The 22,152-nt window shown below is 59.9% G+C and carries 20 protein-coding genes, 1 tRNA gene and 1 pseudogene; 9 read left to right on the top strand and 13 right to left on the bottom strand.

The genetic code is table 11. The features are described 5' to 3' along the window. Nucleotides 1-103: 103 nt before the first annotated feature. The 6 genes and pseudogenes from JOD97_RS16420 to JOD97_RS16395 form a co-directional block, all read right to left on the bottom strand. On the bottom strand, nt 104-520 hold the full coding sequence (locus JOD97_RS16420) for a surface-adhesin E family protein (RefSeq protein WP_209719880.1): 417 nt from the start codon (nt 518-520) through the stop codon (nt 104-106). Beyond that, a complete protein-coding gene (locus tag JOD97_RS16415; RefSeq protein ID WP_209719877.1) occupies nt 517-1,314 on the bottom strand; it encodes a hypothetical protein in 798 nt (265 codons plus the stop codon). The genes JOD97_RS16420 and JOD97_RS16415 overlap by 4 nt, the downstream gene beginning before the upstream one ends. 23 nt (nt 1,315-1,337) lie before the next feature. Beyond that, the gene (locus JOD97_RS16410) at nt 1,338-1,991 is read right to left on the bottom strand and encodes a hypothetical protein (protein ID WP_209719874.1); all 654 of its coding nucleotides are present in this window, start codon (nt 1,989-1,991) and stop codon (nt 1,338-1,340) included. 742 nt (nt 1,992-2,733) lie between these two features. Continuing rightward, a pseudogene (locus JOD97_RS16405) lies at nt 2,734-3,506 on the bottom strand (IS3 family transposase); the annotation flags it as partial. 381 nt (nt 3,507-3,887) lie between these two features. Continuing rightward, nucleotides 3,888-4,406, bottom strand: a complete 519-nt coding sequence (locus JOD97_RS16400; protein ID WP_209719867.1) for a penicillin-insensitive murein endopeptidase — start codon at nt 4,404-4,406, stop codon at nt 3,888-3,890. Nucleotides 4,407-4,417: 11 nt separating this feature from the next. Further along, nucleotides 4,418-4,909: a type VI secretion system tube protein Hcp gene (locus JOD97_RS16395; RefSeq protein WP_209720510.1), complete on the bottom strand. Its 492-nt coding sequence runs from the start codon at nt 4,907-4,909 to the stop codon at nt 4,418-4,420. A gap of 281 nt (nt 4,910-5,190) precedes the next feature. Here JOD97_RS16395 and JOD97_RS16390 point away from each other — a divergent pair. Then, a tRNA-OTHER gene (locus tag JOD97_RS16390) sits at nt 5,191-5,297 on the top strand. A gap of 545 nt (nt 5,298-5,842) precedes the next feature. Here JOD97_RS16390 and JOD97_RS16385 read toward each other — a convergent pair. Both JOD97_RS16385 and JOD97_RS16380 read right to left on the bottom strand, forming a co-directional pair. Further along, nucleotides 5,843-6,652 (bottom strand): hypothetical protein, encoded by an 810-nt coding sequence (locus JOD97_RS16385; RefSeq protein WP_209719864.1) that lies wholly within the window; start codon nt 6,650-6,652, stop codon nt 5,843-5,845. An 80-nt stretch (nt 6,653-6,732) separates the two neighbouring features. Then, nucleotides 6,733-7,116, bottom strand: coding sequence for a hypothetical protein (locus JOD97_RS16380; protein ID WP_209719861.1), 384 nt, complete (start codon nt 7,114-7,116; stop codon nt 6,733-6,735). 481 nt (nt 7,117-7,597) lie between these two features. On the opposite strand from JOD97_RS16380, the gene JOD97_RS16375 reads away from it, so the two are divergent. After that, the gene (locus JOD97_RS16375; protein ID WP_209719858.1) at nt 7,598-7,873 is read left to right on the top strand and encodes a hypothetical protein; all 276 of its coding nucleotides are present in this window, start codon (nt 7,598-7,600) and stop codon (nt 7,871-7,873) included. A 34-nt stretch (nt 7,874-7,907) separates the two neighbouring features. Here the strand turns inward: JOD97_RS16375 and JOD97_RS16370 are convergent, their stop codons facing one another. After that, the gene (locus tag JOD97_RS16370) at nt 7,908-8,432 is read right to left on the bottom strand and encodes a hypothetical protein (RefSeq protein ID WP_209719855.1); all 525 of its coding nucleotides are present in this window, start codon (nt 8,430-8,432) and stop codon (nt 7,908-7,910) included. Nucleotides 8,433-8,553: 121 nt separating this feature from the next. On the opposite strand from JOD97_RS16370, the gene JOD97_RS16365 reads away from it, so the two are divergent. Continuing rightward, nucleotides 8,554-10,152 (top strand): inorganic phosphate transporter, encoded by a 1,599-nt coding sequence (locus JOD97_RS16365; protein ID WP_209719852.1) that lies wholly within the window; start codon nt 8,554-8,556, stop codon nt 10,150-10,152. A gap of 36 nt (nt 10,153-10,188) precedes the next feature. Here the strand turns inward: JOD97_RS16365 and JOD97_RS16360 are convergent, their stop codons facing one another. Further along, nucleotides 10,189-10,524 carry a hypothetical protein gene (locus JOD97_RS16360; protein WP_209719849.1) on the bottom strand — a complete coding sequence of 112 codons (336 nt, stop codon included), beginning with the start codon at nt 10,522-10,524 and terminating at the stop codon, nt 10,189-10,191. A 34-nt stretch (nt 10,525-10,558) separates the two neighbouring features. Between JOD97_RS16360 and JOD97_RS16355 the strand changes: the two genes are divergently transcribed. Further along, nucleotides 10,559-10,765 carry a hypothetical protein gene (locus JOD97_RS16355; RefSeq protein WP_209719846.1) on the top strand — a complete coding sequence of 69 codons (207 nt, stop codon included), beginning with the start codon at nt 10,559-10,561 and terminating at the stop codon, nt 10,763-10,765. 58 nt (nt 10,766-10,823) lie between these two features. Here the strand turns inward: JOD97_RS16355 and JOD97_RS16350 are convergent, their stop codons facing one another. Both JOD97_RS16350 and JOD97_RS16345 read right to left on the bottom strand, forming a co-directional pair. After that, nucleotides 10,824-11,924, bottom strand: coding sequence for a nucleoside hydrolase (locus JOD97_RS16350; protein WP_229264537.1), 1,101 nt, complete (start codon nt 11,922-11,924; stop codon nt 10,824-10,826). Between the two features lie 34 nt (nt 11,925-11,958). Continuing rightward, nucleotides 11,959-12,624, bottom strand: coding sequence for a hypothetical protein (locus JOD97_RS16345; protein WP_209719840.1), 666 nt, complete (start codon nt 12,622-12,624; stop codon nt 11,959-11,961). Nucleotides 12,625-12,806: 182 nt separating this feature from the next. Here JOD97_RS16345 and JOD97_RS16340 point away from each other — a divergent pair, with 182 nt between their 5' ends. From JOD97_RS16340 to JOD97_RS16330, 3 genes are read left to right on the top strand one after another with little or no spacing between them, the layout of a single operon-like run. After that, nucleotides 12,807-15,086: a TonB-dependent receptor gene (locus tag JOD97_RS16340; protein WP_209719838.1), complete on the top strand. Its 2,280-nt coding sequence runs from the start codon at nt 12,807-12,809 to the stop codon at nt 15,084-15,086. A gap of 27 nt (nt 15,087-15,113) precedes the next feature. After that, a complete protein-coding gene (locus JOD97_RS16335) occupies nt 15,114-16,055 on the top strand; it encodes a carbohydrate kinase family protein (protein ID WP_209719834.1) in 942 nt (313 codons plus the stop codon). Continuing rightward, nucleotides 16,048-17,418, top strand: coding sequence for an NCS2 family permease (locus tag JOD97_RS16330; RefSeq protein ID WP_209719830.1), 1,371 nt, complete (start codon nt 16,048-16,050; stop codon nt 17,416-17,418). The genes JOD97_RS16335 and JOD97_RS16330 overlap by 8 nt, the downstream gene beginning before the upstream one ends. 21 nt (nt 17,419-17,439) lie before the next feature. Here the strand turns inward: JOD97_RS16330 and JOD97_RS16325 are convergent, their stop codons facing one another. Next, nucleotides 17,440-18,201: a GntR family transcriptional regulator gene (locus JOD97_RS16325; RefSeq protein ID WP_209719827.1), complete on the bottom strand. Its 762-nt coding sequence runs from the start codon at nt 18,199-18,201 to the stop codon at nt 17,440-17,442. A gap of 356 nt (nt 18,202-18,557) precedes the next feature. On the opposite strand from JOD97_RS16325, the gene JOD97_RS16320 reads away from it, so the two are divergent. Continuing rightward, nucleotides 18,558-21,014, top strand: a complete 2,457-nt coding sequence (locus JOD97_RS16320; RefSeq protein ID WP_209719824.1) for a TonB-dependent receptor domain-containing protein — start codon at nt 18,558-18,560, stop codon at nt 21,012-21,014. Continuing rightward, nucleotides 21,014-22,147 (top strand): esterase-like activity of phytase family protein, encoded by a 1,134-nt coding sequence (locus tag JOD97_RS16315; RefSeq protein ID WP_209719820.1) that lies wholly within the window; start codon nt 21,014-21,016, stop codon nt 22,145-22,147. The genes JOD97_RS16320 and JOD97_RS16315 overlap by 1 nt, the downstream gene beginning before the upstream one ends. Nucleotides 22,148-22,152: the final 5 nt, after the last annotated feature.

Below are 22,152 nucleotides of genomic sequence, written 5' to 3'. Positions count from 1 at the left end.
CGCGTTTCGTGATGAACCAAAGTCAAATTTAGCAGGTTCAGGTCATTAAACGAAAAAATTTATCAGTTAGCTGGCAAATAAATAAGCCCCGTAAGGGGCTTATTTATTTGCACAGTCTCTTGAGTATTACTTCAGTTGTCGTATCAGGGAACACGGTTTCCCACTTCTCTTTGCCTGTCTCCGAAGTCATGCCGATAGTATCGCCGCGCCGATCATACACAATATTGTCAAGACTCTTTGATTTGCTAGTCTTGCAGTTGATTTGTGCTTTATAAGTCATTGAGCCGATAGGGTTTTTTTCTATGGCTTTGTCACATGCTGGTGACTTGTCTTGAATATTTTTACATTCCGAAATTGGCGGATTGTCTATCTTCAGCCAAAACTGATAGATATCGTCTTTTTTCTCAATGTTTCGGATGTAAAATTTGTTGCCTGTTGCTGACGTAACGACATGCTCCCATGTGTCAGCCGCGTAAGCAGACGAAGCAAACAAGACGAGCATTGCAATAGTTCTTTTCACGATCTCCCCTTTGCTTTTTCCATAGCATTTTGTTCGGTTTCGGCAAGCATTTCACGTAACTTCGTTGCTACATTGATGTAGTGCTTTGCGAAGCTGTCCAAGTGATCTATATGCACAATATTAATACGCGACACAGCTAAATCAGGAATATAGGACGAGAACAAAAATTTGCTATGGGGGACTTCCTTGACGACAAGCTCACCCTCTACGTAAGCGCATTCAAAAATCGGCTTATCTACAACAAGAATAGGAAAAGCGACATTAATGTTTGGAAGAGAAGTTTTCTGCGGAGGCTCAACCATGTTGCGGCAAGCTTTAAGAACGTTCATCGCCGCCGTATAGCCTGTATCTTTGTCCGAGAACGGCTGACGAAGTGCATAGCCGCATTTGGGCGAACGCTGGAACAATTCCCAAGATTTGCGACTCTTATCGGAAAAAAGAATGCCGCTGATTGCAGAAAAGGCGTCAGGCGACATGATGGCAAACGAGTGCAACATGTTGTAGCTAGACAGTGTGTTTTCGCCGTCAAAAACAAGCCACGGATGCTTTGATGATTTGCATTCTAGAATACAAAAAATCTTTGTAATGCCTAAGTCCAGCTCAAACGGATACTTTGCCAAGATATCAATTTCTCGCGGCTTATCTTCTTGAATATCCTTGACTACGTATGATTGCCGAACATCGTAGCCTAGTTCGTTGAAGACATGTGCCGCCTGCATTTCTAACGGGAAGCCTGTCTCTTTAAGCCACTTCTTGATACTAGCTTCTACACCGTCCTTGTTCTCTTCCGACATGAATTCCCCCCCCCCCCCAAGTATTATTTGTTTGCGCAAGCCTGCAACTCTTCATACAACTTGAAAATTCTTGGCAATAGCTTGTTGTGAACCCTAGCAAAAAATTTTGCAATCTCTATATGCCTGACTCTTCCCGTATTGGGGTCAATTACTTCATAACGCAACCGCCTTGCATTGTTAGAAATGCGAGTCAAGAACTTGTGTTTGTGGTTGTTGGAGAGTGACCTAAGCAACACGAAATCTTCGTCATTCTCCAAGATTGAGCGAAACATAATGGACAATTTCCGATACTTCGGGATAGATAGTGCAGCGTAAAAATTGTCATTCCAATTGCTATTGGACGGCGAAATATTTTTTTTCGCGCCATTTTTATCAACATACGTCAATGGAGGAAGAGCAAGAAAAATCACATACGGGAATGAGTCAATCATTGCATGTGCGTTTGCAATGTAGGCGGTTGCATAGGCTTCAAATTTGTTGCGCAAGTTCCCTGATGAGTCAATATGTTCAACTCCGATAAATCGTGAAGCTGACATAAAGTCATCATAGTATATGTGTGCGTAGAAATTTCGCTTTGCAAATGCTTGCAAAGCAAAGTCAAGCTTTTGACTATGCCTTGAAGATGGGACGGCAAGCTTAAAATCGTCAATGCTGAATTCTGGTGCGACGGCAGTCATCTAGCGTTTTTCCTATTTGAACGTTGGAGAGCTATCCTATCCAAACCTCTTGTGCATTCCCAACGCTTTGAGGGAGCAGATGGAAGTCACGTATCGTGTTTCGTTCTTTCTTGGGTTCAGGGTATAGCGTGACCGTCTCGTTTGCCCATGTAATCGTTCTGCCGTTCTCGTCGTAGTCATGCTCTAGATCTTCCGAGTTCCACGAAATTTCCCTAAAGAAGACACTTTCGCAACCACAGCATTTCACAGTCTCATAGCGCAAGCCCCAGCTTATAGAATTGCCATGCCGGCAGTCTTCTTCACCTGTTTTAGAAACGCTGGTCAAGAGTTCGCCTCGCTGGTTGTCTCTCTCGCATGTAGAGCACTTCAAATAGATTTTGCCGTCCTCAATTTCCTTGACTTTAATTTCTATATCGCACGAATGCTCCATTTTTACCCCGCTGAAAGTGATTGCATGAATGCTATCATGCCAGCCGCCTGGATGGTCTAGTGAGCATGGACTAATGGTCTTCAAGTGAGACACTTTGGTGAGACACATCCTCCGCCAAGTAGTGGGAAATCATCAAGAAAATCAATGCTTTAGAAAAACGACGGCGGAAAAAGAGGGCGAAAATTGCTTGCGATTAAGTTCTCACCGCTTCCGCCAAGAAATAAAAAACCTGCAAGCACTGAAACGCCATCTTGAGAGCGTTCAGGCTGGCGGGTTTTTTATTTCCTGGCGGAAGCGGGCGTAGTGCGGTGGTCAAGTAAATTCGGACACAACAATAGGTTCGCTCACTGCCATTTTCCGTTCATAGACGGCGGGCGGCAGCTTGCCCAGTGCTGAATTAATGCGCGTGTAGTTGTAGAAGCCAACGATGTAGTCAGTGATGTCGCCCTTGGCTTCGGCGTGGTTGGCATACTGGCGTTGCCAGACACGTTCCATCTTGAGGTTCAGGAAGAAGCGCTCGGCGACGGCGTTGTCCCAGCAGTTCCCCTTGCGGCTCATGCTGCAACCGAAGCCATGTTGCTTGAGCATGTTCTGATACAGCTCGCTGGCGTATTGGCTGCCGCGGTCTGAATGAACAATGAGCCCCGGTGGCGGTCGCCGATGCGTGATCGCCATCTGCAAGGCGTCGCAAACGAGCTTGGCGGGCATGCTCGGCGCCATCGCCCAGCCGACCACTTTGCGGGCGTAAGATCCAGCACGATGGCGAGATAGAGCCATCCGCTGCCTGTGCGGGTGATGTCTGTGGCGTACGCGAGGTTCGGCGCTACCGGATTGAATCGTCGATTGAGCACGTTGGCGGCGATCGGCAAGTCGTGCTTGCTGTCGGTGGTGTGAGCGAACTTGCGCTTCCACACCGGCTCGAGCGCGGCCTGGCGCAACAAGCTGCGCACCTTGTAACTCCCGATGGTAAAGCCTGCGTTGGCCATGGCGGTGACCAGGCGCCGGCTGCCATAGCTCTGCTGGCTTGCCGTGAAAGCGGCCTTTAAATGCACGCTGGCCTTGCAGACGGACGGCTTGGCGGCACGGTCAGCAGGTAGACGCGTTGGCTGTCTCTCCCGTCCGCAAATCAAGTCCCAAAAGGCACCTATACCCGCTGCTCTTCCAGTAGACACAAGTGAGGTGGCCTCTGCGCCGCTCCCGATAGTCCGGGTCATCCGTGCAAGCCTTCTCTTTCTTCACGTCTGGTCCGATATTGTCGAACAAATCCTTAGCGGTCCGGCCCTCGAACCTGAATGCTAGGTTCCTGTCCGCTGGCGTCGGCGGACGCATATCAGCCACACTACCACCATAGATTTGGTAGTTACCGATCAAAGGGCGAGCCTGGCCCGTTTCTGGCTTAGTTGTATCAGTGGCTTGCGACAGCGAAGATAGTGGGAGCATACAAATGGCGAATACATGACGTGCGTTCATTTGCGCCTCCATAGCTCAACGTGAAAATGGTCATTATGGCCCGCGCAGCTTGTCACTCGGCCGATCGCCTTTTGTACTTCCGCGTCGTTGAAGTATATGGTTTTAACTTCCGGATGTTGCGCGAAGAGACGCAGCAGCTTGATTGTGGCTCCTCGATCATATACCGCGTCGAAGTATGAAACCCTCGCATCCGGGCCTGTCAACTTGTCTTTCCGGACCGGGCGGCAGTCCACTTCGATTCCACGCAGATGAGTATTATGCCCATCGTACGGAATTCCACCGTCGATGCTGATATTTCCTATACCAAACTTCCGGTCGCAGATTGCTTGCCACTCGCGTTCGATATAAAAAATCACTGACAGCAAGTCCGGGTGTGCGTATTGCGCTAGGTGACCGGTGTTGGGCACGTTACCAACGTTCCCATATACGTAATAGCCGGCATCCTCGGGCGCCTGCGGCAACATGAAGTAGCCACGGCTGTCTTTGGGCTGAATTGGAACTCCGGAGGTAGCCATACTCCCGCTCCTCAGACGCACTTCTTGGCAGCTAGATCCCACCCCCCGGTGGTGCTGCCTCCGCAGCCTCCACCAATCTTCTGCTGCGTGTACGCCCACTTCACTTTGGAAAAGCATAGTCCTATTTGGTCTTGAAGCAAGCCGCCGCCGCGCATAGTCTGGTCCATGCTCGACAACAACACATTTTCCAGTTCAACCTGGTAGTACTTGACGGGCTTACCGTCCGCGTCGGCTCGCATGAATTCCAGCTTGGCCTTCGGTATTGTCTTGCCCATTGAACAGTGTTGCATCAGGACCGGCGAGGCGATGTCAGCGAGCTTTGAGATCGACAGGGCGCGATGCTCAGAGTGTCCTGTTGTGTGCCCTCCGGCGGTTGAGGTAGTGCTGCTATTGGGCTGCGTTACCCCCATGTGCACCGAGTCAATTTCTATCCAGCCAACATGTGCTGAGTCCGCCGATTCGCCCTTGATTCCTTCGATTTGCAGGTATACGTCGATTGCCATTTTATCTCCCGGATAGTTGAAGAAGAGGGTGCGCACCACAATGGGGACGACCATGGCCTCATATTGATATCGAAATCGACGGGTCACATTGAGCGAGGTCTAGTCTAAGTCTCAGGAAATCCTTGGTGCCTGCGGGCAAGTCGTGTCGCCTCGTTTCTCGCAGTAACACATGGGCGAAGCCTGGGATTCGCCGTCTAATTGCTTACCAAAATCGTTTCCGCAAGCGATTCCGCAGATGAATAGAATCAATGGGTTAGGCGCGGGATTTGGAGGGTATTTGCGGAAGTGATTGGAGGGCAAGTCCTTGAATTCTCTAACTAAATTTAAAGACTTGAAAACTGCCGACGGTGTGAGCCGTTCGTGAGTTCGAATCTCACCGCTTCCGCCAGGAAATAAAAAAAAACCCGCCAGCCTGAACACGCTAAGATCGCGTTTCAGTGCTGGCGGGTTTTCTATTTCCTCGCGGAAACCAGGGGAGTTCCTGCGCGCTCCTATTGTGAGATTCAAGGCTCTCGCGCGTACTCGCGCTAGCAGTCCGAATCGGCAAGCTGCCGTCAAGCAGGGCGGCTTCGCGCGACAGGACGCGAGGCTTTTCATCTGACCGGGTTTTCCCGATTTTGCTTGCAATATTTTTATTGGAAGATTACCGATGCGGCTACTAACGTTGTCGCGGAAGGAACTTCGTTAGCGGAAGCAGGAGGAGTTCGTGTAAGAATGTTAGACTTGACCCCGCCCCCTGATACCTTGCGCCCCTCGTCCCGGCCCATATTGATGGCGCGCTAGGTTTTTTGCGGAACTCGATAGTTTTTGCGGAACTAAATGAAACGGGCTTCAAGCAGCGTAAACTGGTTGGAGCCAGCATGAATACTAGTGGTGCCGGGAGCCGGAATCGAACCGGCACGCCTTGCGGCGCGGGATTTTGAGTCCCGCGCGTCAACCTCGGTCTAGGAGCCATTTAGCATCGCCCGCTAGTTGATCGTAGAGCTCGGGCATGAGGTTTTCGACCGACTCGACGGGCAGCGGACGTCCAGCAGGAAAAATGCCTTCGTTGGGCCATACTCGCCTTAAATTATGAGCATGCGCGCATCTGCCCAACATGTAGTTCCGCGTCGAATAGGGACTGGCGAGCTCCACCGACGATGTGGAAAAAACTACAAATATTACTTTGTATATTGTAAAGACAAAAAGAGCGGTGTTGGGTTGGGATACACCGGTGTCGAATCCGTCGAACATGGCGCGGTGCCAAGTTAGGAGATCCCGCGTACCGTCGTACGCCCCCATCCACACATTAATTCCTTCGGGAATAGTTTCCTCTTTACGAAACCGCGTTCGCTTTTCTTGCTCAAAGGTGACCAATTCCGGATACATATATTCCCGAACCATCGCAAAGGACGTCGCCCACATAGCTATCGCATGGAGCTTCTTGCGAGACAATGCTGGCCACTCGCCGCCTTTAATGAGCGGCTTAAGAATCGCTGATGCTGCGTCCTGTAGATCGCTGCCCCATCTTGTGTTACAGGCGTCGCAGAGCACCGGCAAGGTTTTATCCAGAAAATTATCCTCGGTGGTCTTGGTAGTACCGGTCGCAGAGGTCTTTTGATAGTGAGCTTTGATAGCTCCGAATTTGTGGATCCGGCCAATCCAGGCAGCGTAAACATGCTCCTTGCTTACAGCATCCGCCTCGCCGCACAAAATGCAGAGGTCGGGAAGCGTAGTTGGACGCGAGGAAATCGGGTGGTTCATGCTCATCCCCTGAAATTTTGATAGGCCGGTCCGATGACTAGTCCGGCACGATTGAGTTGTAATGTCAGTTCGGCGGGCAATTATTCAGTATGCGGCCCTACTTTGTGGCTTAGGGAGGCGCGAATATCCAAGAAATGAGCTGAATCGCCAGTTTTGTTCCAGACGTGTTCCTTGAGATTCCAGTAGAAGTTGTGAACAGTGCCGGACAGTGCTGAGGCAGGGATGATGTCGTTTCTTCCCTCATGGGTGTGAAGCATGACGTATTCGCCTTTCTTCACAACATGTCGCGGGAAAGCGTACACATGGCGGAGCTTATTAGATAGCAGGCCTTGGAGATCGAAGGTGTTGTCAGCGATGATGAAATGGCCCAGATCGCAGTTTTCCGTTACCTGGAAAAAGACGTACTCCGAATCCTTGTTGCCGCTGTTTTTAACGCATATTTGGTTAAACGGTATGCTGCTCATGTGTCCCCCTAGTTATTGGTCTGTGGGCAAGGCAATCAAATTTCCCCCACGGATATCATGTGGGGTTGTCTTTTTTGATTTCAAGTATTGTAACGTCGGCGAGTCGGAGTTCGAATTCGGGAAACTTCCACATGTAGGTACGCTTGTAGGTACCCTAGAGATGCGGAGTGATGGAAGCCGCATATACTGGGATTGTTCGGATTACACCGCTTCCGCCAAAAAAACAAAAAAACCGCCACCCTGAACACGCTCAAGATCGCGTGTCAGTTCTGGCGATTTTCTATTATCTTCTGCAAGAATTCGAAAACCCTTCTTCGTCCACGTTTAGCTGAATCCCTCTACAGCCAGACGACGATACGATCGATTATGGCTTGAGCCAACCCACCCTAAAGCTATGCGGCCGTTATGGCATGCAATCACAATGGCCCTCGAAGCTAGTTACGCTACACTGCGTCTTACGGACCAACGACATGGGGTAGTCATGCGAAAAATTACCGTGAGCCTGGATGATCGCGACCTAGTTGCCCTTGAGACCGAGGCGCGTGAAAAACGTCTCTCAACGGAAATGGTCATCGCGATGAAACTTAAGGACTCGCTTCAAAATGTGCGTCCGGCCGACGTGACTGGAGACACGCTCGAGGTGAGGCGGGCGAAGCCGCTCGCCATACTTCAAGGTGATGCTCCAGTATGGACGGGTGAGCCAGGCAAGCCCAAGGATGGCCTTTTTTACGAGCAGGAGCTGCGTGCGGAATGGTAAAAGTACTTTTGACATTAATATCGTTTTGCGCTCGTCACTTCAATAAGAGGTCGATATTTCCGCCAGCAGCATAAAGAACCCGCCGCCCCTTGCCGTGGCCGATAGCCATCAGATAAGCACTGCGGTTCTTCTGGAAACTTCCGCTTTGTCCGAGGTCGCCAAACGGAAAACTGACGCAGAGATAGCTGCCGCTTCCGTCTGTTACGGTTGCCCAATCCGCCAAGAACGGGTTGAGTTCAGTCGGGCGCACATCAAAGCCGGGAAGCATGCGAGCCCGCGCAACCAGAAAAATCTCATCTCCATAAAGAATCGCCTTGTCCTCTCCTCGCTCGGCGTACCCAACCTGCTTCCCGTTCAAGATAATGAAATAAGTCGCATTGAAACCATCCTTGTAATCATCTTCCGAATAAATCTCGGCGGTCGAAATCGGCTGCCACTTCACGGACGACGACATCGCTTGAGCGGCGAGGCAACTGACGGTGGCCACTTTGGATGGCATCCTGGCGTGTCCGTCTAAAGCAAGCGCGCCAGTCACTAGCAGCAAGCATATGTGCTTCATGTGTTCCCTCCCTTTAGCCGGATGCATACCGGTGCCGAATAGCCGTTCCGCACCATAGTCACACACAGGTCACCATCGCGCAGTAAATTCAGTTACCTTTTTCTACACGGAGCTGAACTGCATGAACACCGTCGCGCAAGCGGGCCGCCTGAGTCCTGCGGACAGCAAAAACACCCCGCTCACCGCGGCCATCTTTTTCGTTCTGCTGGCCTTTGGCCTGGCGTTTAGCGCCTACAGCCTGCGCGCCGACGTCACCGAGGCCGGTCCGGTCTCGACCAATTGGATGCCCTACATTCTGCTCGGCGTGGCGCTGATCATTGCGCTCGGCTTTGAATTCGTCAACGGCTTCCATGACACCGCCAACGCGGTCGCCACCGTGATCTACACCAATTCCATGCCCGCCAACACCGCCGTGGTATGGTCCGGCTGCTTCAACTTCCTCGGGGTGCTCACCTCCAGCGGCGCCGTCGCCTTCGGCATCATCTCCCTGTTGCCGGTGGAACTGATCCTGCAGGTCGGTTCCAGTTCGGGCTTTGCGATGGTGTTCGCGCTGCTGATCGCCGCCATCGTGTGGAACTTGGGCACCTGGGCGCTGGGCCTGCCGGCGTCGTCGTCGCACACCATGATCGGTTCCATCCTTGGAGTTGGCATCGCCAACGCCATGATGCACGGGCGTGACGGCACCAGCGGTGTCGACTGGGCCCAGGCCACCAAGGTCGGCTACTCGCTGCTGTTGTCGCCGCTCGTGGGCTTCGGCTTCGCCGCGCTGCTGTTGCTGGTGCTGCGCGCGGTGGTCAAGCGTCGCGAACTGTACGAGGCGCCGCAGGGCGCCACGCCGCCGCCCTGGTACATCCGGGCGCTGCTGATTTTGACCTGCACCGGCGTCTCCTTCGCGCACGGCTCCAACGACGGGCAAAAAGGCATGGGCTTGATCATGCTGATTTTGGTCGGCACGGTACCGATGGCCTATGCGCTCAACCGCGCGCTGCCGGTGGAACAGGTGACGCAATTCGTCGCGGTCAGCCAGGTCACCCAGCAATCGCTGGGTAAATATTCCGCACCCGCCTCGCTGCCGGTTGCCGATCCGCGCGCCGTGCTGTCCGCGTATATCCGCAGCAAAGACATGCAACCGGCTGTGGTGCCGGCGCTGGCGGCGCTGACGGGCGAGATCGGCCAGGCGGTGAAACAGCATGGCTCGCTCGCCAAGGTGCCGGCCGAAACCGTGGGCAACGTGCGGAACGACATGTACCTGGCCGCCGAGGCGCTGCGCCTGCTCGACAAGAGCAAGGCTGTGCCGTTCGATGCCGACACCAGCGCCAACTTGAAGGCATTCCGCAAGGAGCTGGACGATGCGACCAAGTTCATCCCGTTGTGGGTCAAGGTGGCGGTGGCGATCGCGCTGGGCCTCGGTACGATGGTCGGCTGGAAACGCATCGTCGTCACGGTGGGCGAAAAGATCGGCAAGTCGCACCTGACCTATGCCCAGGGCGCCTCGGCCGAACTGGTGGCGATGCTGACCATCGGCGCGGCCGATATCTACGGCCTGCCTGTGTCGACCACCCATGTGCTGTCGTCCGGCGTCGCCGGCACGATGGCGGCCAACCGCTCGGGCCTGCAATGGTCGACGGTCCGTAACCTGGCGCTGGCGTGGGTGCTCACCTTGCCGGCGGCGATACTGCTCTCCGGTTCGCTGTTCTGGCTGTTCTCCCATCTTTTCTGACGCGGTCGAACGTCCACGGCGTGGCGACGGGTGCCGTCACGACGGCGTCGTGGACGGCGCTTTAGCCGCTGCGCTCCCCGCCGCCACATACTCCAGCACTGCCAGCATCCGGTCCAGTTTCAACTGAATTCCAAACGAGTAGAGATTCAAAAGATGAAACACAAAAATGATCGGAACCAGCATCACCAACCAGGGCCCGTATGGCGCATTCGACAGTGCGGCCCAAAGTACTCCCAACGCCGCCAGCGCCGGGAACAGCCCGATCTTGTCGATGCTCCCTGAAAGGGTGGCGCCGCGTTTCTCCAGGCTAGCCCGGTGATATTGGAACTGCCGGTGTACGAATTTGACGGCTTTAGGATGGCACGCGCTCAATGCGCGAGCAGTCGAAAAATCAAAATGAGCGCTGGTGCTGCTGTTGAACCTGGAGTTATTGAAGGCGGGGTTCCCCGCGATCGTGGTGCCGGTGGAGCGGCGGTTGGCCTATTGCGAGGCGTTGGACATCGCGCATGTGGAGGGCGACACGGGGCCGTTCCTCGAGTTAGTGGGGGAGTGTGTGCGGGAAGGATTTGCGCCGTACTGGCACGTGCTTCGAGCCGACGCGGGCGGTCGGTGAGGTGCGCGGGGATGGCCGAATAGCTCCGCGTTGCCGCACCCCGCAGGTCCTTGTTTGCTCATGGCCGAAGCGGCGCCACCGGCACCGGCGCGGTCAGGCCATCGACATAGAAATCAAAGAAGCGCCGGTTGTCGAAGCGCTGCACCACCGTCGCCGGCTGAAGGCCCGGCTGCGCCGTCGCGTGGCCGATCGAGCGGCCATTGTCGGCGCCCACCGTGGTGTCGACATCGATCCAGAGCCGCGCGGTGCGGGTCGCGTAGGTCGGATCGATCAGATAGGCGAGGGTGAGCGTGTCCCAGACGTCGGTGCGATAGCCTGGATTGGTCTCGAAGCCGTTCTTGCCGTCGTAGCCATAGCCGTTGAGCTGCTTGAACAAGCTGGCGATGATGCCGTCCCTGGCCACGCCGTAGACCACGCGGTCGTAGACCTGTTTGTCGATCTGCACCGTGTTGGTGACGTCGAGCGGGAAGATCACGTGCCGCAGCGGCAGCCGCAGTACCTCGCGCGCCGCCTCCGGATCGAACCACCAGTTGAATTCCGCCGTCCTGGTGGTGTTGCCGGGTACGTCGAACGCGCCGCCCATGTAGATGATCTGGCCGATCAGCGGCACGATGTCGGGATGGCGCCGCACCGCCAGCGCGATGTTGGTCAGCGGCCCGATGGCCAGTATCGTGACCTGCCCGGGATGGCGCCGGACGCTGTCGGCGATGAAGTCGGCGGCGTGCTGGTCGCGCACTTTGGTGTGTTGGGCGCGGCCGTCCGGCGGGGCGTTGACGTCGGTGTCCGACTTGGGCTCGGGCCAATTCCACGCGCCCAGATAGCCGTCGCCGCCCGGATGCCGTCGCTGTTCTTCGCGGATGGTGGCCAGGTCGTGCGACAGCGCCAGGTTGGCGCCGGCGTAGACCCCGACCTGCCGCTCGATGCCGAGTCGTTCGACCGCCTTGAGCGCGTCGCCCACCTCCTGCCGCAACCATTTATTCCCGGAGACCACGGTCAGGCCTAGTACCTCGAGGCGGCCGCGCGCCTGCAACTGCGCGGCGATCGCGAGTAGCTGGCCGTCGTCGTTGAGGGTGCCGAAGTCGCTGTCGATGATGATCTTGGGGGTGCTGGTCGCCGCCAGGCCGGGCAGCGCGCCCGATAAGGCCAGCGCGCAGGCCATGATCATAAAAGTTCGCCGCAATGTGATCTCCAGTTTACGGTTGGGGCCCATCGAAGACGATGCTGCACACGGCTTCGCATTTTGCCAGATCGAAGCGGTTCCCGGTGCGTACGCCCGATTCCATGTCGATCCAGTAGGCCGCGCCCGCGCCGATCTCGAATTTTCGCAGCGTGTCGAACACCGTGTCCGGACCGAGTCCGCCCGAGTAGCCGCAGAAGGGCAGTCCCGCCTTGGCCGCCGGCCAGGTTGCCGGCCTCACCCCCGTGCCGAACGAGACGTCGTACAGCCAGTCGACCCGAGCGTCGGTGGGAAAGTCGCCCTGGCATTGCAGCGCGGCCCGCACGCCATGGCGGGCGCCAAAGAGGGCGCTGTTGTGGATCTCGCTGTCGCTGCTGCCGGCGCGTCCGTGGTTAATCTGCACCCTGCAAAACCCGGCCAGGTCGAGCGCGGCGTCGCCGGTTTCGACGATGCTGCGCGCGGCTGCGCCGCAGATGTGGGCCGACAGGCGCAGCGGCGCGCTTTGCAGGACGCGCCGCACGCCCTCGGAGGGGAACAGCGGCGCCCCCTCCTGGGCGAGGTCGAACAGCACGCCCCATTCGATCGGGTAGCGCGCTGAGAGCGCGAGCATGCCGGGCAGCAGATCGGCGCGGTCGATGCCGGTGAAGGTGATGTAGGCGGGTGGGCTGTAGGCAGTAGTCATTTTTGTCTGGATGTTTAGTGGTACGTACCATGATTGCATCCATTGAGAAAAAACTCAACCGCAATTCGCCGTAAACCCAACAAATGATCAAAAATAAAAAAATATATCGAATTGAGGTCCGTACCACTATAGAATTTACTACGGATATAAAAGCTAATCAAACCAACGCGGGAGGAACTTGTATGCGGATGCTGAACTTTGAAGGGGCGGCCATGGTGGGTATGGCCTTGGCGGTGACGGCGCTGCCGGTCATCGTGGGCGCGCAGGAGCGGGACGGGGAACCAACCCGGGAGCAGGCGCGCCAGCCGGCGCCCCCCGGCCAGTTGCAGACCGTGACCGTGAGCGCGGAGCGGCGCGCGGAAAACGTGCGCAACGTGCCCGTCTCGGCGACCATCATCGGCGAGGAGACGCTGAACGCGCTCAACTCCGGCGGCCAGGACATGCAGATGCTGGCGGGACGCGCGCCCAGCCTGCAGGTCGAATCATCATTTGGCCGCGGTTTCCCGCGCTTTTACCTGCGTGGTTACGGCAACGTCGATTTTCATCAGAACGCGTCGCAGCCGGTGTCCCTGATCTACGACGACGTGGTGCAGGAAAGTCCCGTGCTCAAGGGCTTCCCGGCGTTCGACCTGGAACGCATCGAGGTCTTGCGCGGGCCGCAGGGCTCCCTGTTCGGCCGCAACACGCCGGCCGGCGTGGTGAAGTTCGACTCGGTGCGGCCGTCGCAGACGCCGGGCGGCTACCTGACCTTGTCCGGCGCCACGCACAACACCTCCAGCGTCGAAGGCGCGCTCAATCTTCCCCTGGGCGGCGACTGGGCGGCGCGGGTGTCGGTGCTTGGCCAGCACCGCGATGACTGGATCGGCAATTCGCGCCAGGGCACCTCGGACCAGTATGGCGGCTACAACGACAGCGCCGTGCGCGCCCAATTGCTGTACAAGCCAAGCGGCGGTTTCGAGGCGCTGGCCAATCTGCACCAGCGCATCATGAACGGCAGCGCGTCGCTGTTTCGCGCCAATATCATCCAGAAGGGGACCGATGCGCTGGTGCCCGGCTTTGACATCGGCAGTGTCGCCACCGATGGCGGGAATGGCCAGAACCTGAAGAACTACGGCGGCAGCCTGCGGTTGAAGTGGCGCCTGGACGGCGTCACGCTGCATTCGGTGACCGGCTACGAAACCGTGCGGGTGTTCAGCCGCGGCGACATCGACGGCGGTTATGGCGCGGTGTATGCGCCGCCGTCCGGTCCGGGCTTGATTCCGTTCGTGGTCGAATCGGCCGACGGCACCAAGGGCCACCGCCAGTTCACGCAGGAGCTACGGCTGGAGTTCGACGCGGCGCAGGCGCTGAGGTGGCAGGCCGGCCTGTTCTACTTCGATGAGCGCTACCAGATCGACAGCTACAGCTACGACACACTGGGCGGCGGCGCGCTGACGTCGGACATCCGTTCGCACCAGAAGAACGACGCCTATGCCGTATTCGGATCGGCCAACTACGACGTCACCCCGCGCGTGAACCTGCGCGCCGGCGTGCGCTACACGCGCGATAACAAGGATCTGGTCACGGAGCCGGACAACCTGCCGCGCGGCGGGTCCGATATCGACGCCTCGACCGGGCTGGCGGCCGGCACCGGCGTGTCCAAGGTCAACTGGGATATGAGCGGCGTGTACAAACTCACCGACGCGGCCAACCTGTATGCCCGCGTCGCCACCGGCTTCCGGGGCGCGACCATTCAACCGGCGGCCACGTTCAATCCGATGTCGGTGGCGCGGCCGGAAACCATCGTCTCCTATGAAGTTGGCTTCAAGACGGACCTGATGCAGCGCCGGGCGCGCCTGAGCTTCGATATCTATAGCTACACCGTCAAGGATCTGCAACTGACGGCGGTCGGCGGCACCTCCAACTCGGCGATCCTGCTCAACGCCGACCGCAGCGCCGGCCGTGGCGCGGAACTCGATCTGGATGCCTATCTCGGTGAGAATCTGCTGTGGAGTTTTGGCGGCAGCTACAACCACACCAAAATCAAGGACGCCGGCTTGACGGTGGGCGCGTGCGCGGCCTGCACGGTGCTCAATCCGACCGTCGTCAAAGGCGGTTCGACGCTGGTTCTGATCGACGGCAATCCGCTGCCGCAGGCCCCGCGCTGGAGCGCCAACACGTCGCTGAAATATACGTACCCGGTCGCCAACGGCGAGTTTTACGCCTACACCGACTGGGTCTACCGCAGCGCCGTCAACTTCACCTTGTACCGGTCGGCGGAGTTCACCGGCAAGCCGTTGTTGACAGGGGGATTGCGGCTCGGGTACAAATGGGACAATGACCGCAACGAGGTGGCGCTGTTCGGCCGCAATATCACCAACCGCGTGCAGCTGGTGGGGGGTATCGACTTCAATAATCTGACCGGTTTTGTCAACGATTCCAACCCGCGTATCTTCGGCGCGCAGTTCAGCCGGCGCTTCTGAGCGGATCGGTCTTTCAGGAATATGTGCATGAGCGATTTTTTCAGTTTTCCGGACCGGCGCCGCTTCGACCTGCTGGCTTTTGGCGACCCCAATATCGATTTGCTGTTCACCGTCGACCGCGCGCCGGCGGCGGACCAGAAGGTGCTGGGCCGGCGCTTGCCGCCCTACGCCGGCGGCACGGTCGCCAACGTGGCCTGCGCGGCCAGCTTGCTGGGCCGGCCGACTTTGGCATACGGCCGCATCGCGGGCGATGCCGAGGGGGCGTTCCTGAGCCGCGAGTATGAACGATTCGGGGTCGCGCTCGATCACCTGCGGGTGGTGCCGGGAGCGACGTCGCCGACCGCGCTGATCATCATCGAAGCGAGTGGCGAGAAGGCGCTGGTGTACTCGCCGATGCCGGGACCGACGCTGGACGAGGAGACGTTCGCGGTGGCGCTGGCGCAATCGCGCCTGCTGTACGCGATGCCCTACGATCTGCCGGAGTTCGAGCGGCTGCACGTACTGGCGCGTGCGGCGGGCGTGCCGATCGCCATCGACATCGAGGCGGCGATGGTGGCCGATCGCGATCGTTTGCAGCGGCTGCTCGCCATGGCCGATCTGGTGTTCATGAACGACAGTACCTACCGCGCGGTCACCGGTTCCGGGCCGGAGGCCGCCGGCATGGCCGACCTGCTTGGGCACGGGCCGCGCATGCTGGTGGTCACTTGCGGCGCGCACGGCGCCGTGCTGGCGGCGCGAGAGCCCCATCTGGCCATCGCGCAGCGGGCCTTTCCCGCCACCGTGGTCGACGCCACCGGCGCCGGCGACAGTTTTAACGGCGCCTTCCTGGCCGCGCTGCTGGAAGGGCAGGCGCCGGCGGACGCGTTGCGTTTCGCCTGCGCCGCCGGCAGCATCGCCGTCACCGCCACCGGCGCCCGCTCGGCGCTGCCGACGCGCGCGCAGCTCAAGGCGCTGCTCGATCATGCATAGCCCGAGCTCCACCCAGGGACGCGGCATCGGCCTGGCCGCGCGCGCCGACCGCTTCTTTCAGCTTAGCGCGCGCGGCACCACGCCGGCGCGCGAGGCCATCGCCGGCTGCACCACCTTCGCCGCGATGAGCTACATCGTGGTCGTCAACCCGCTGATCCTGGCCGCCGCCGGCATGGACCGCAACGGCCTGTTCCTGGCCACCATCGTCTCGGCCATGGCGGCCACTCTGGTGATGGCCTTGTGGGCCAACCTGCCGATCGCGCTGGCGCCCGGCATGGGTACCAACATCGTGTTCGCCCAGGTGCTGGTCGGGCAGATGGGCGTGCCGTGGCAGACCGGCCTGGCGATGGTGCTGCTTAACGCGCTGGTGTTCCTGCTGCTGTCGCTGACCAAATGGCGCGCGCGCATCGTCGCCGCCTTTCCCGAGCCGGTCAAACTCGGCATGCAATGCTCGATCGGCGTGTTCATCGCCTGGCTTGGCTTGCGCAGCGGCGGCCTGCTGGTGGGGGATGCCGGCTCGCTGGTGGCGTTCTCGCGCCTGCACGACGGCGCGGCGTGGCTCACGCTGGCCGGCATCCTGCTCACCGCCATGCTGCTGGTGCGGCGTGTGCCGGGCGCGTTCCTGCTGACGATGCTGGTGGTGAGCGCGGCGGGACTGTTCGTCGCCGGTGCCGACGGGCGGGCGCTGACCCGATTGCCGCAACACTGGTTCGGCGTGCCGGCGTTGACGGGAGACCTGCTGTTCGCGCTCGACTTCCGCGGCTTTTTCTCGCACTTCATGCTGCTGCTGCCGGTGACGCTATATTTTCTGCTGATCGAATTCTTTTCCGGTACCGCCACCATGTTCGGCGTGATCCGCAGCGCGGGCTTGTTGAAGCCGAACGGCGACTTGCCCAGCGCGCGGGCGGCCTTCGCGTCGGACGCGATGGGCAGTGTCATCGGCGCCGCCGCCGGCACTTCCACCGTGACCGCTTTCGTCGAATCGGTGGCCGGGGTGGAGGCGGGCGCCCGCACCGGTTTAAGCGGCGTGGTGGTGGCGGCGCTGTTCGGGCTGGCCTTGTTTTTCGGCCCGTTGCTGACGGCGATACCCGCCTGCGCCACCGCCCCGGTGCTGGTGATGGTGGGACTGTGCATGCTCGACGGCCTGCGCGACCTGGATACGAGCGCGCCGGAGAATTATCTGCCGCCGCTGTTGATGTTGCTCGTCACCGCGTGCTGCGCCGATCTTATGGTGGCGCTGGCGCTGGGCTGCTTTGTCTACACGCTGATGCTGCTGGCGCGGCGGCGCTGGCCGGGCGCGATGGTGCTCGGGCTGGACGCGGTGTTCGTGCTGTATCTGGTGCTGCGCGGCGCCATCGGCTGACCGCGCGCATCAAGCCGCGCGTCAGACGGCGCCGCCCTTGCTGATGCGGGTTTTATAGCGGTAGGGTGGCGCGTATTTCATTTCGCAGTACTCGACCGGCTCGCGCCGGTCCGACAGCATCACGCGCTCGCACAGCAGCAGCGGCGTGCCGGCCTGCACGCCAAGCAGCGCCGCGTCTTCGGCGCGGGCGGCCACCGCGCCCACGCTTTCCAGGCTTTCGGACGGCTTGATGCCGAACTTGTCGATCAGGATGCGGTACAGCGAGCCGACTTGTTCCAACTCCTTTTGCTCCAGCCGCGCACCGGCCGGCAAACGCAAGAACGATTCCTGCAGGCCGATCGGCTTGCCGTCCATCAGGCGCACGCGCTTGATGCGCAACAGCGGCTCGTCCGGCTGCATGTGCAGCAGGCTGGCCACGGCCATATTGGCCGCCACCGTTTCCATCGCCAGGATGGTCTGGCCCGGCACGCCGCCGCGCTTGATGGTGTCGTCGGTGAAGCTGTCCAGGAAGCGCGACATCTGGCGCACCGCTTCCGGTGCGGCGAAGGTGCCGCGTCCATGATCGCTATAGAGCAGGCCCTGTTCCTCGAGCAGGCGGATCGCCTTGCGCACCGTGTCGCGGCTGACCTGGTAGGTGGTCGCCAGATCGCGCTCCGCCGGCATCGGCTCGCGCGCGCCGATTTTCCCCGACTCCATCAGCTGTTTCAAGGTCTCCGCCAACTGCTGGTATAGCGGGGCGGGCTTGGCGGCGGCGGTGGGAGTGTCGGTGGTTCGTGGTCGCATTCAATGTACCTGCTGTCGAGCGAATGATGGATGGAATAGGCCGGCCTTGTGACGGGCCGCAGCCGTATTGTAACGAAATGGTTCGCGCCCTGGTGAAAGCTTGAACGGAACCCGCCGGATTATGACATGTTTGTGACATTGGTACGAACCTCTAATTATTAACTTTGCCAAGAGTCGGCATTAAATGAGTATCCAACATTTTGAGTTTGGTTTACATTGCAAAGTGGTACGAACCACTATAACATTCACCTAAATTAAATGAGGCCGCCGGAGACAGGCGGTCCGACCAAAAAAATCGCCGTGCCACTTGGCGCGGAAACCACTGATAGGGGAATTCGATGTATGCACGACTAGGGATGTTCGCTGCCGGATCGGCGGCGATGTTGCAGATGGGGGCGGCGCACGCGCAGCAGGCGCCCGCCGAATCGGCGGCGGAGGTGGCGCCGACCGTGGTGCAGGTCACCGGCCAGGCGCTGGGCAAGGGCGAGGCGCGGGCCAACAGCGTGATCGACCTCGCCGTGATCGCCGAGCAGCCGGCCGGTATCGATCCGCTGAAATTGCTGGCGCGGGTGCCGGGCATGCAGGTCAGCTCCAGCGACGCGCTGACCGGCAGCTTTTCGATGCGCCTGTCGATGCGCGGCTTTAACAAGGAGCAGATCGGCATTTCCATCGACGGCATCCCGAACGGCTCCACCTTGTCGAACGGCGGCACGATGCCCAACCGCTTGCTGGACCCTGCCAACCTGGTACGCGTCGACGCCTCGCAGACGGCCGGCGATCTTGGCACGCCGTCGAACCAGGCGCTGGGCGGATACATCGACTTCAAGACGCGTGATCCGGCCAGGGAGCGCGGTGGCGAGATCGAACTGGCGACCGGCAGCTTCGGCTACCGGCGCGGCTTCGTGCGCGTCGACACCGGCAAGTCGGCGACCGGCACCAGCGCCTACCTGGGCTACTCGCACGAATACGTACGCACCTGGCCGGGCGACGAATCGGGCCGCAACAGCCGCCGCCACGCCGACCTGCGCGTGCTGCAGGACCTGGGGGGCGGCTCCAGTCTGCGCGCCACCGTCAGCTACAATAAATTCAGCGACAACGACTACGATGCCGTGGCGCTGCTGGCCGAATCGTCCAAGCTATACAAAGCCACCTTCTACGGCAATCCCACCACCGACGGCCTGACCGACCACTGGACCGGCAATCCGGCCATCGACCAGAATTATCGCGGCACGCGCGGCATCAACAGCGAAGACACCCTGATGCATGTCGACTGGACCCAACGCTTCGGCCAAACCGGGAAATTGACCGTCAAGCCATACTGGCACAAGCAGGAGGGCAATGGCTGGTTCTACGTGCCCTACGTGCAGTTGCCTGCGAACGGCAAGGTGTACAGCGCGGTGGCGCCGGGCGGCAAGCCGACCGCCGTGGTGCAGGAGTGCTACCAGAACCAATACCGGCGCGATGCCAACGGCGCCCTGATCCCTGTGAGCGCGGTGTCGATACCGGCCGGCTCCAGCAGCGCGGCGCTCTCGTCTGCCGGCTGCCCGGCGGCGGCGCGCTACGCGATGAATCCGGTCAGCCAGTGGGGCGTGCGCGAGGCGAGCACGCGGCGCAGCGACAACGCCATCGACCGCAAGGGCACCCTGGCGGAGGTGTCCGATACGCTGGGCGAGCATCAGCGCATCCGCATCGGCGGCTGGATCGAGCGCACCAAGCGTGACAAGGACCGCAACTGGTTCGCCGTCACCGATCCCAAGGTCAGCGGCGCCTTCGAGGAAAGCGCGCTGTATTCGATCACGCAGGATCGCCATTATTCGTCCGACACCGCCATGGCCTACGCGCAGGATAAGGTCAGCCTGCTCGACGACCGGCTGCAGCTGGACCTGGGCGCCACCTATCAGCGCTTCAAGGAGGACTACTCGTCGCCGGTGGAATTCGGCGGCACCCGCGCGCTGAAGGTGAGCTCGAAACTGCTGCCGAAACTGGCGGCGCTGTATCGCGTGAATGACGACTGGGAAGTCTTCGCCAGCGGCTCGAAAAACTTCAGCGCGATTCCCGACAGCGTGTTCGAGGGGACGGCGGCGGTCGATTCCAAAAACGGCATCAAGCCGGAAACCTCGGTCAACAAGGATGTCGGCGTGCGCTGGACCAGCGACGACGGCTACGGCGTCGCGCTGAGCGCCTACAAAATCGACTACCGCGACCGCATCTCGATCCAGAACGGCAATCCGAACGGCGACATCTTCTCGCGCGACGCCACCACCACCTTCGCCAACCAGGGCGGCATCAGTTCGAAGGGCGTGGAGCTGACGCTGCGCGCCACCGGCAAGGCGTACGAGCTGTATGCCAACGCCTCGTACAACGACGCGCATTATTCCGGCGACACGCCGGCCGAGGGCATCAAGTCGGGCGACCCGGTGCTGGGCGCGCCGCGCCGCAGTGCCTTCGCCGAAGCCACGTGGAAGCCGGCGCCGGAATGGCGCCTGACGGCCAACGCGCATTATGTCGGCGAGGCGGCCGGCACTTACGGCACGGTCACCAATACCGTCATCGCCGGCGGACCGGCGTTGTATCCGCGCCAGTACATGCCGGCCTACACGCTGGTCGGCCTGAACTTCACCTACAAGCCGCGCGGCAGCCTGTTTGGCTTTGGCAGCCGCACGGAGTTCGCGCTCAACGTCGACAACCTGTTCGATCGCCATTATCTGGGTGGCGTCGGGGCCGAGCTGACCAGCTCCAATCCGCTCACCACGGGACGCTACTTCCTCGGCAGCCCGCGCACCTTGTACGCCTCGATGCGGGTGCGCTTCTGATGCGTGGCGCGGCCGTGATCCTGGGCGCATTGCTCGGCGGGTGCGCGCTGCCGGTCGCGCACCAGGCGCAAGAGCCGGTGGCCGGGTTGCGTCTCATCGGCGAGCAGCGCATCGCGCACCGGCGGATTTTCCAGGGCACGCTGGTGGGCGGCTTGTCGAGCATCGACTACGACGCCCGCCGCGGCATCTGGATCACCGCCAGCGACGACCGCTCGGAACTCGGGCCGGCGCGGTTTTACACGGCGCGGCTGGATTACGACGCGGACGGGTTCAGGGCGGTCTCGCTGGAGGCCGTGCAAACCTTCCGGCAAGCCGACGGCAGCGCCTATCCGGCCCCGCGCGAGGCCGTGTCGCGCGGAGGCGAAATGGCCGACATCGAGGCGGTCCGCTTCGATCCCGATGGCGACGGAATCTGGTATGCCAGCGAGGGCAGCGACGCCTTGGGAACCGGGCCGTTCGTGAAGCACGCCGGCGCGGACGGCGCCTATCGTTCGACGCTGCCATTGCCGGCCATGTTCAAGGCTACGTCAGGCAAGACGGCCGGACCACGCGGCAATCTCAGTTTCGAGGCGCTGGCGTTCGCGCCGGACGGCCGCTCGCTGTGGGTGGGGATGGAGGCGCCGCTGTACCAGGACGGCCCGCTGGCCAGCCCGGAGCACGGCGCGGTCAGCCGCTTTACGCAATTCGATCGCAACGGCAAAGTACTGGCGCAATACGCCTATCCCATCGACCGCGTGCAAGGGCGTCCGGCGCCGGGGCGTTTTGGCGACAACGGCGTGTCCGAGATGCTGGTGGTCGATCGCCGCCATTTGCTGGCGCTGGAGCGTTCCGGGGTGCAGGATGCGACCGGGCGCTTCGCATTCTTCATCCGTTTGTATCTGGTGGAACTGGATGGCGCCACCGACATCGCCGCCTTGCCGACGCTGGAGGGCGCGCGCTACACGCCACTTAAAAAAAGCCTGTTGATGGATGTGAACCGCGCCGGTCTGGACAAGGTCGACAACCTGGAGGGAATGAGCTGGGGGCCGGTCCTGGCCAACGGCCACCGCAGCCTGGTGCTGATCTCCGACGACAATTTCAGCCCCGATGAAGTGACGCAGCTGCTGGCGTTTGAAGTGCTGCCGGGCGGGTAGGGCGC

The sequence above is a fragment of the Duganella sp. 1411 genome, from assembly GCF_017833525.1.
GTDB lineage: Bacteria > Pseudomonadota > Gammaproteobacteria > Burkholderiales > Burkholderiaceae_D > Rugamonas.
Note: the sequence above shows the minus strand (reverse complement) of the source record. Positions and strands in the feature narration are given on the sequence as shown.

Excerpts from the sequence above, each read along its gene's own strand:
- JOD97_RS16345 (WP_209719840.1), bottom strand. The coding sequence starts at position 12,624 with ATGACTACTGCCTACAGCCCACCCGCCTACATCACCTTCACCGGCATC.
- JOD97_RS16315 (WP_209719820.1), top strand. The coding sequence starts at position 21,014 with ATGCGTGGCGCGGCCGTGATCCTGGGCGCATTGCTCGGCGGGTGCGCG.
- JOD97_RS16320 (WP_209719824.1), top strand. The coding sequence starts at position 18,558 with ATGTTCGCTGCCGGATCGGCGGCGATGTTGCAGATGGGGGCGGCGCAC.
- JOD97_RS16330 (WP_209719830.1), top strand. The coding sequence starts at position 16,048 with ATGCATAGCCCGAGCTCCACCCAGGGACGCGGCATCGGCCTGGCCGCG.
- JOD97_RS16365 (WP_209719852.1), top strand. The coding sequence starts at position 8,554 with ATGAACACCGTCGCGCAAGCGGGCCGCCTGAGTCCTGCGGACAGCAAA.
- JOD97_RS16340 (WP_209719838.1), top strand. The coding sequence starts at position 12,807 with ATGCGGATGCTGAACTTTGAAGGGGCGGCCATGGTGGGTATGGCCTTG.
- JOD97_RS16350 (WP_229264537.1), bottom strand. The coding sequence starts at position 11,924 with ATGGCCTGCGCGCTGGCCTTATCGGGCGCGCTGCCCGGCCTGGCGGCG.
- JOD97_RS16385 (WP_209719864.1), bottom strand. The coding sequence starts at position 6,652 with ATGAACCACCCGATTTCCTCGCGTCCAACTACGCTTCCCGACCTCTGC.
- JOD97_RS16325 (WP_209719827.1), bottom strand. The coding sequence starts at position 18,201 with ATGCGACCACGAACCACCGACACTCCCACCGCCGCCGCCAAGCCCGCC.
- JOD97_RS16375 (WP_209719858.1), top strand. The coding sequence starts at position 7,598 with ATGCGAAAAATTACCGTGAGCCTGGATGATCGCGACCTAGTTGCCCTT.
- JOD97_RS16395 (WP_209720510.1), bottom strand. The coding sequence starts at position 4,909 with ATGGCAATCGACGTATACCTGCAAATCGAAGGAATCAAGGGCGAATCG.
- JOD97_RS16380 (WP_209719861.1), bottom strand. The coding sequence starts at position 7,116 with ATGAGCAGCATACCGTTTAACCAAATATGCGTTAAAAACAGCGGCAAC.
- JOD97_RS16415 (WP_209719877.1), bottom strand. The coding sequence starts at position 1,314 with ATGTCGGAAGAGAACAAGGACGGTGTAGAAGCTAGTATCAAGAAGTGG.
- JOD97_RS16370 (WP_209719855.1), bottom strand. The coding sequence starts at position 8,432 with ATGAAGCACATATGCTTGCTGCTAGTGACTGGCGCGCTTGCTTTAGAC.
- JOD97_RS16410 (WP_209719874.1), bottom strand. The coding sequence starts at position 1,991 with ATGACTGCCGTCGCACCAGAATTCAGCATTGACGATTTTAAGCTTGCC.
- JOD97_RS16335 (WP_209719834.1), top strand. The coding sequence starts at position 15,114 with ATGAGCGATTTTTTCAGTTTTCCGGACCGGCGCCGCTTCGACCTGCTG.
- JOD97_RS16400 (WP_209719867.1), bottom strand. The coding sequence starts at position 4,406 with ATGGCTACCTCCGGAGTTCCAATTCAGCCCAAAGACAGCCGTGGCTAC.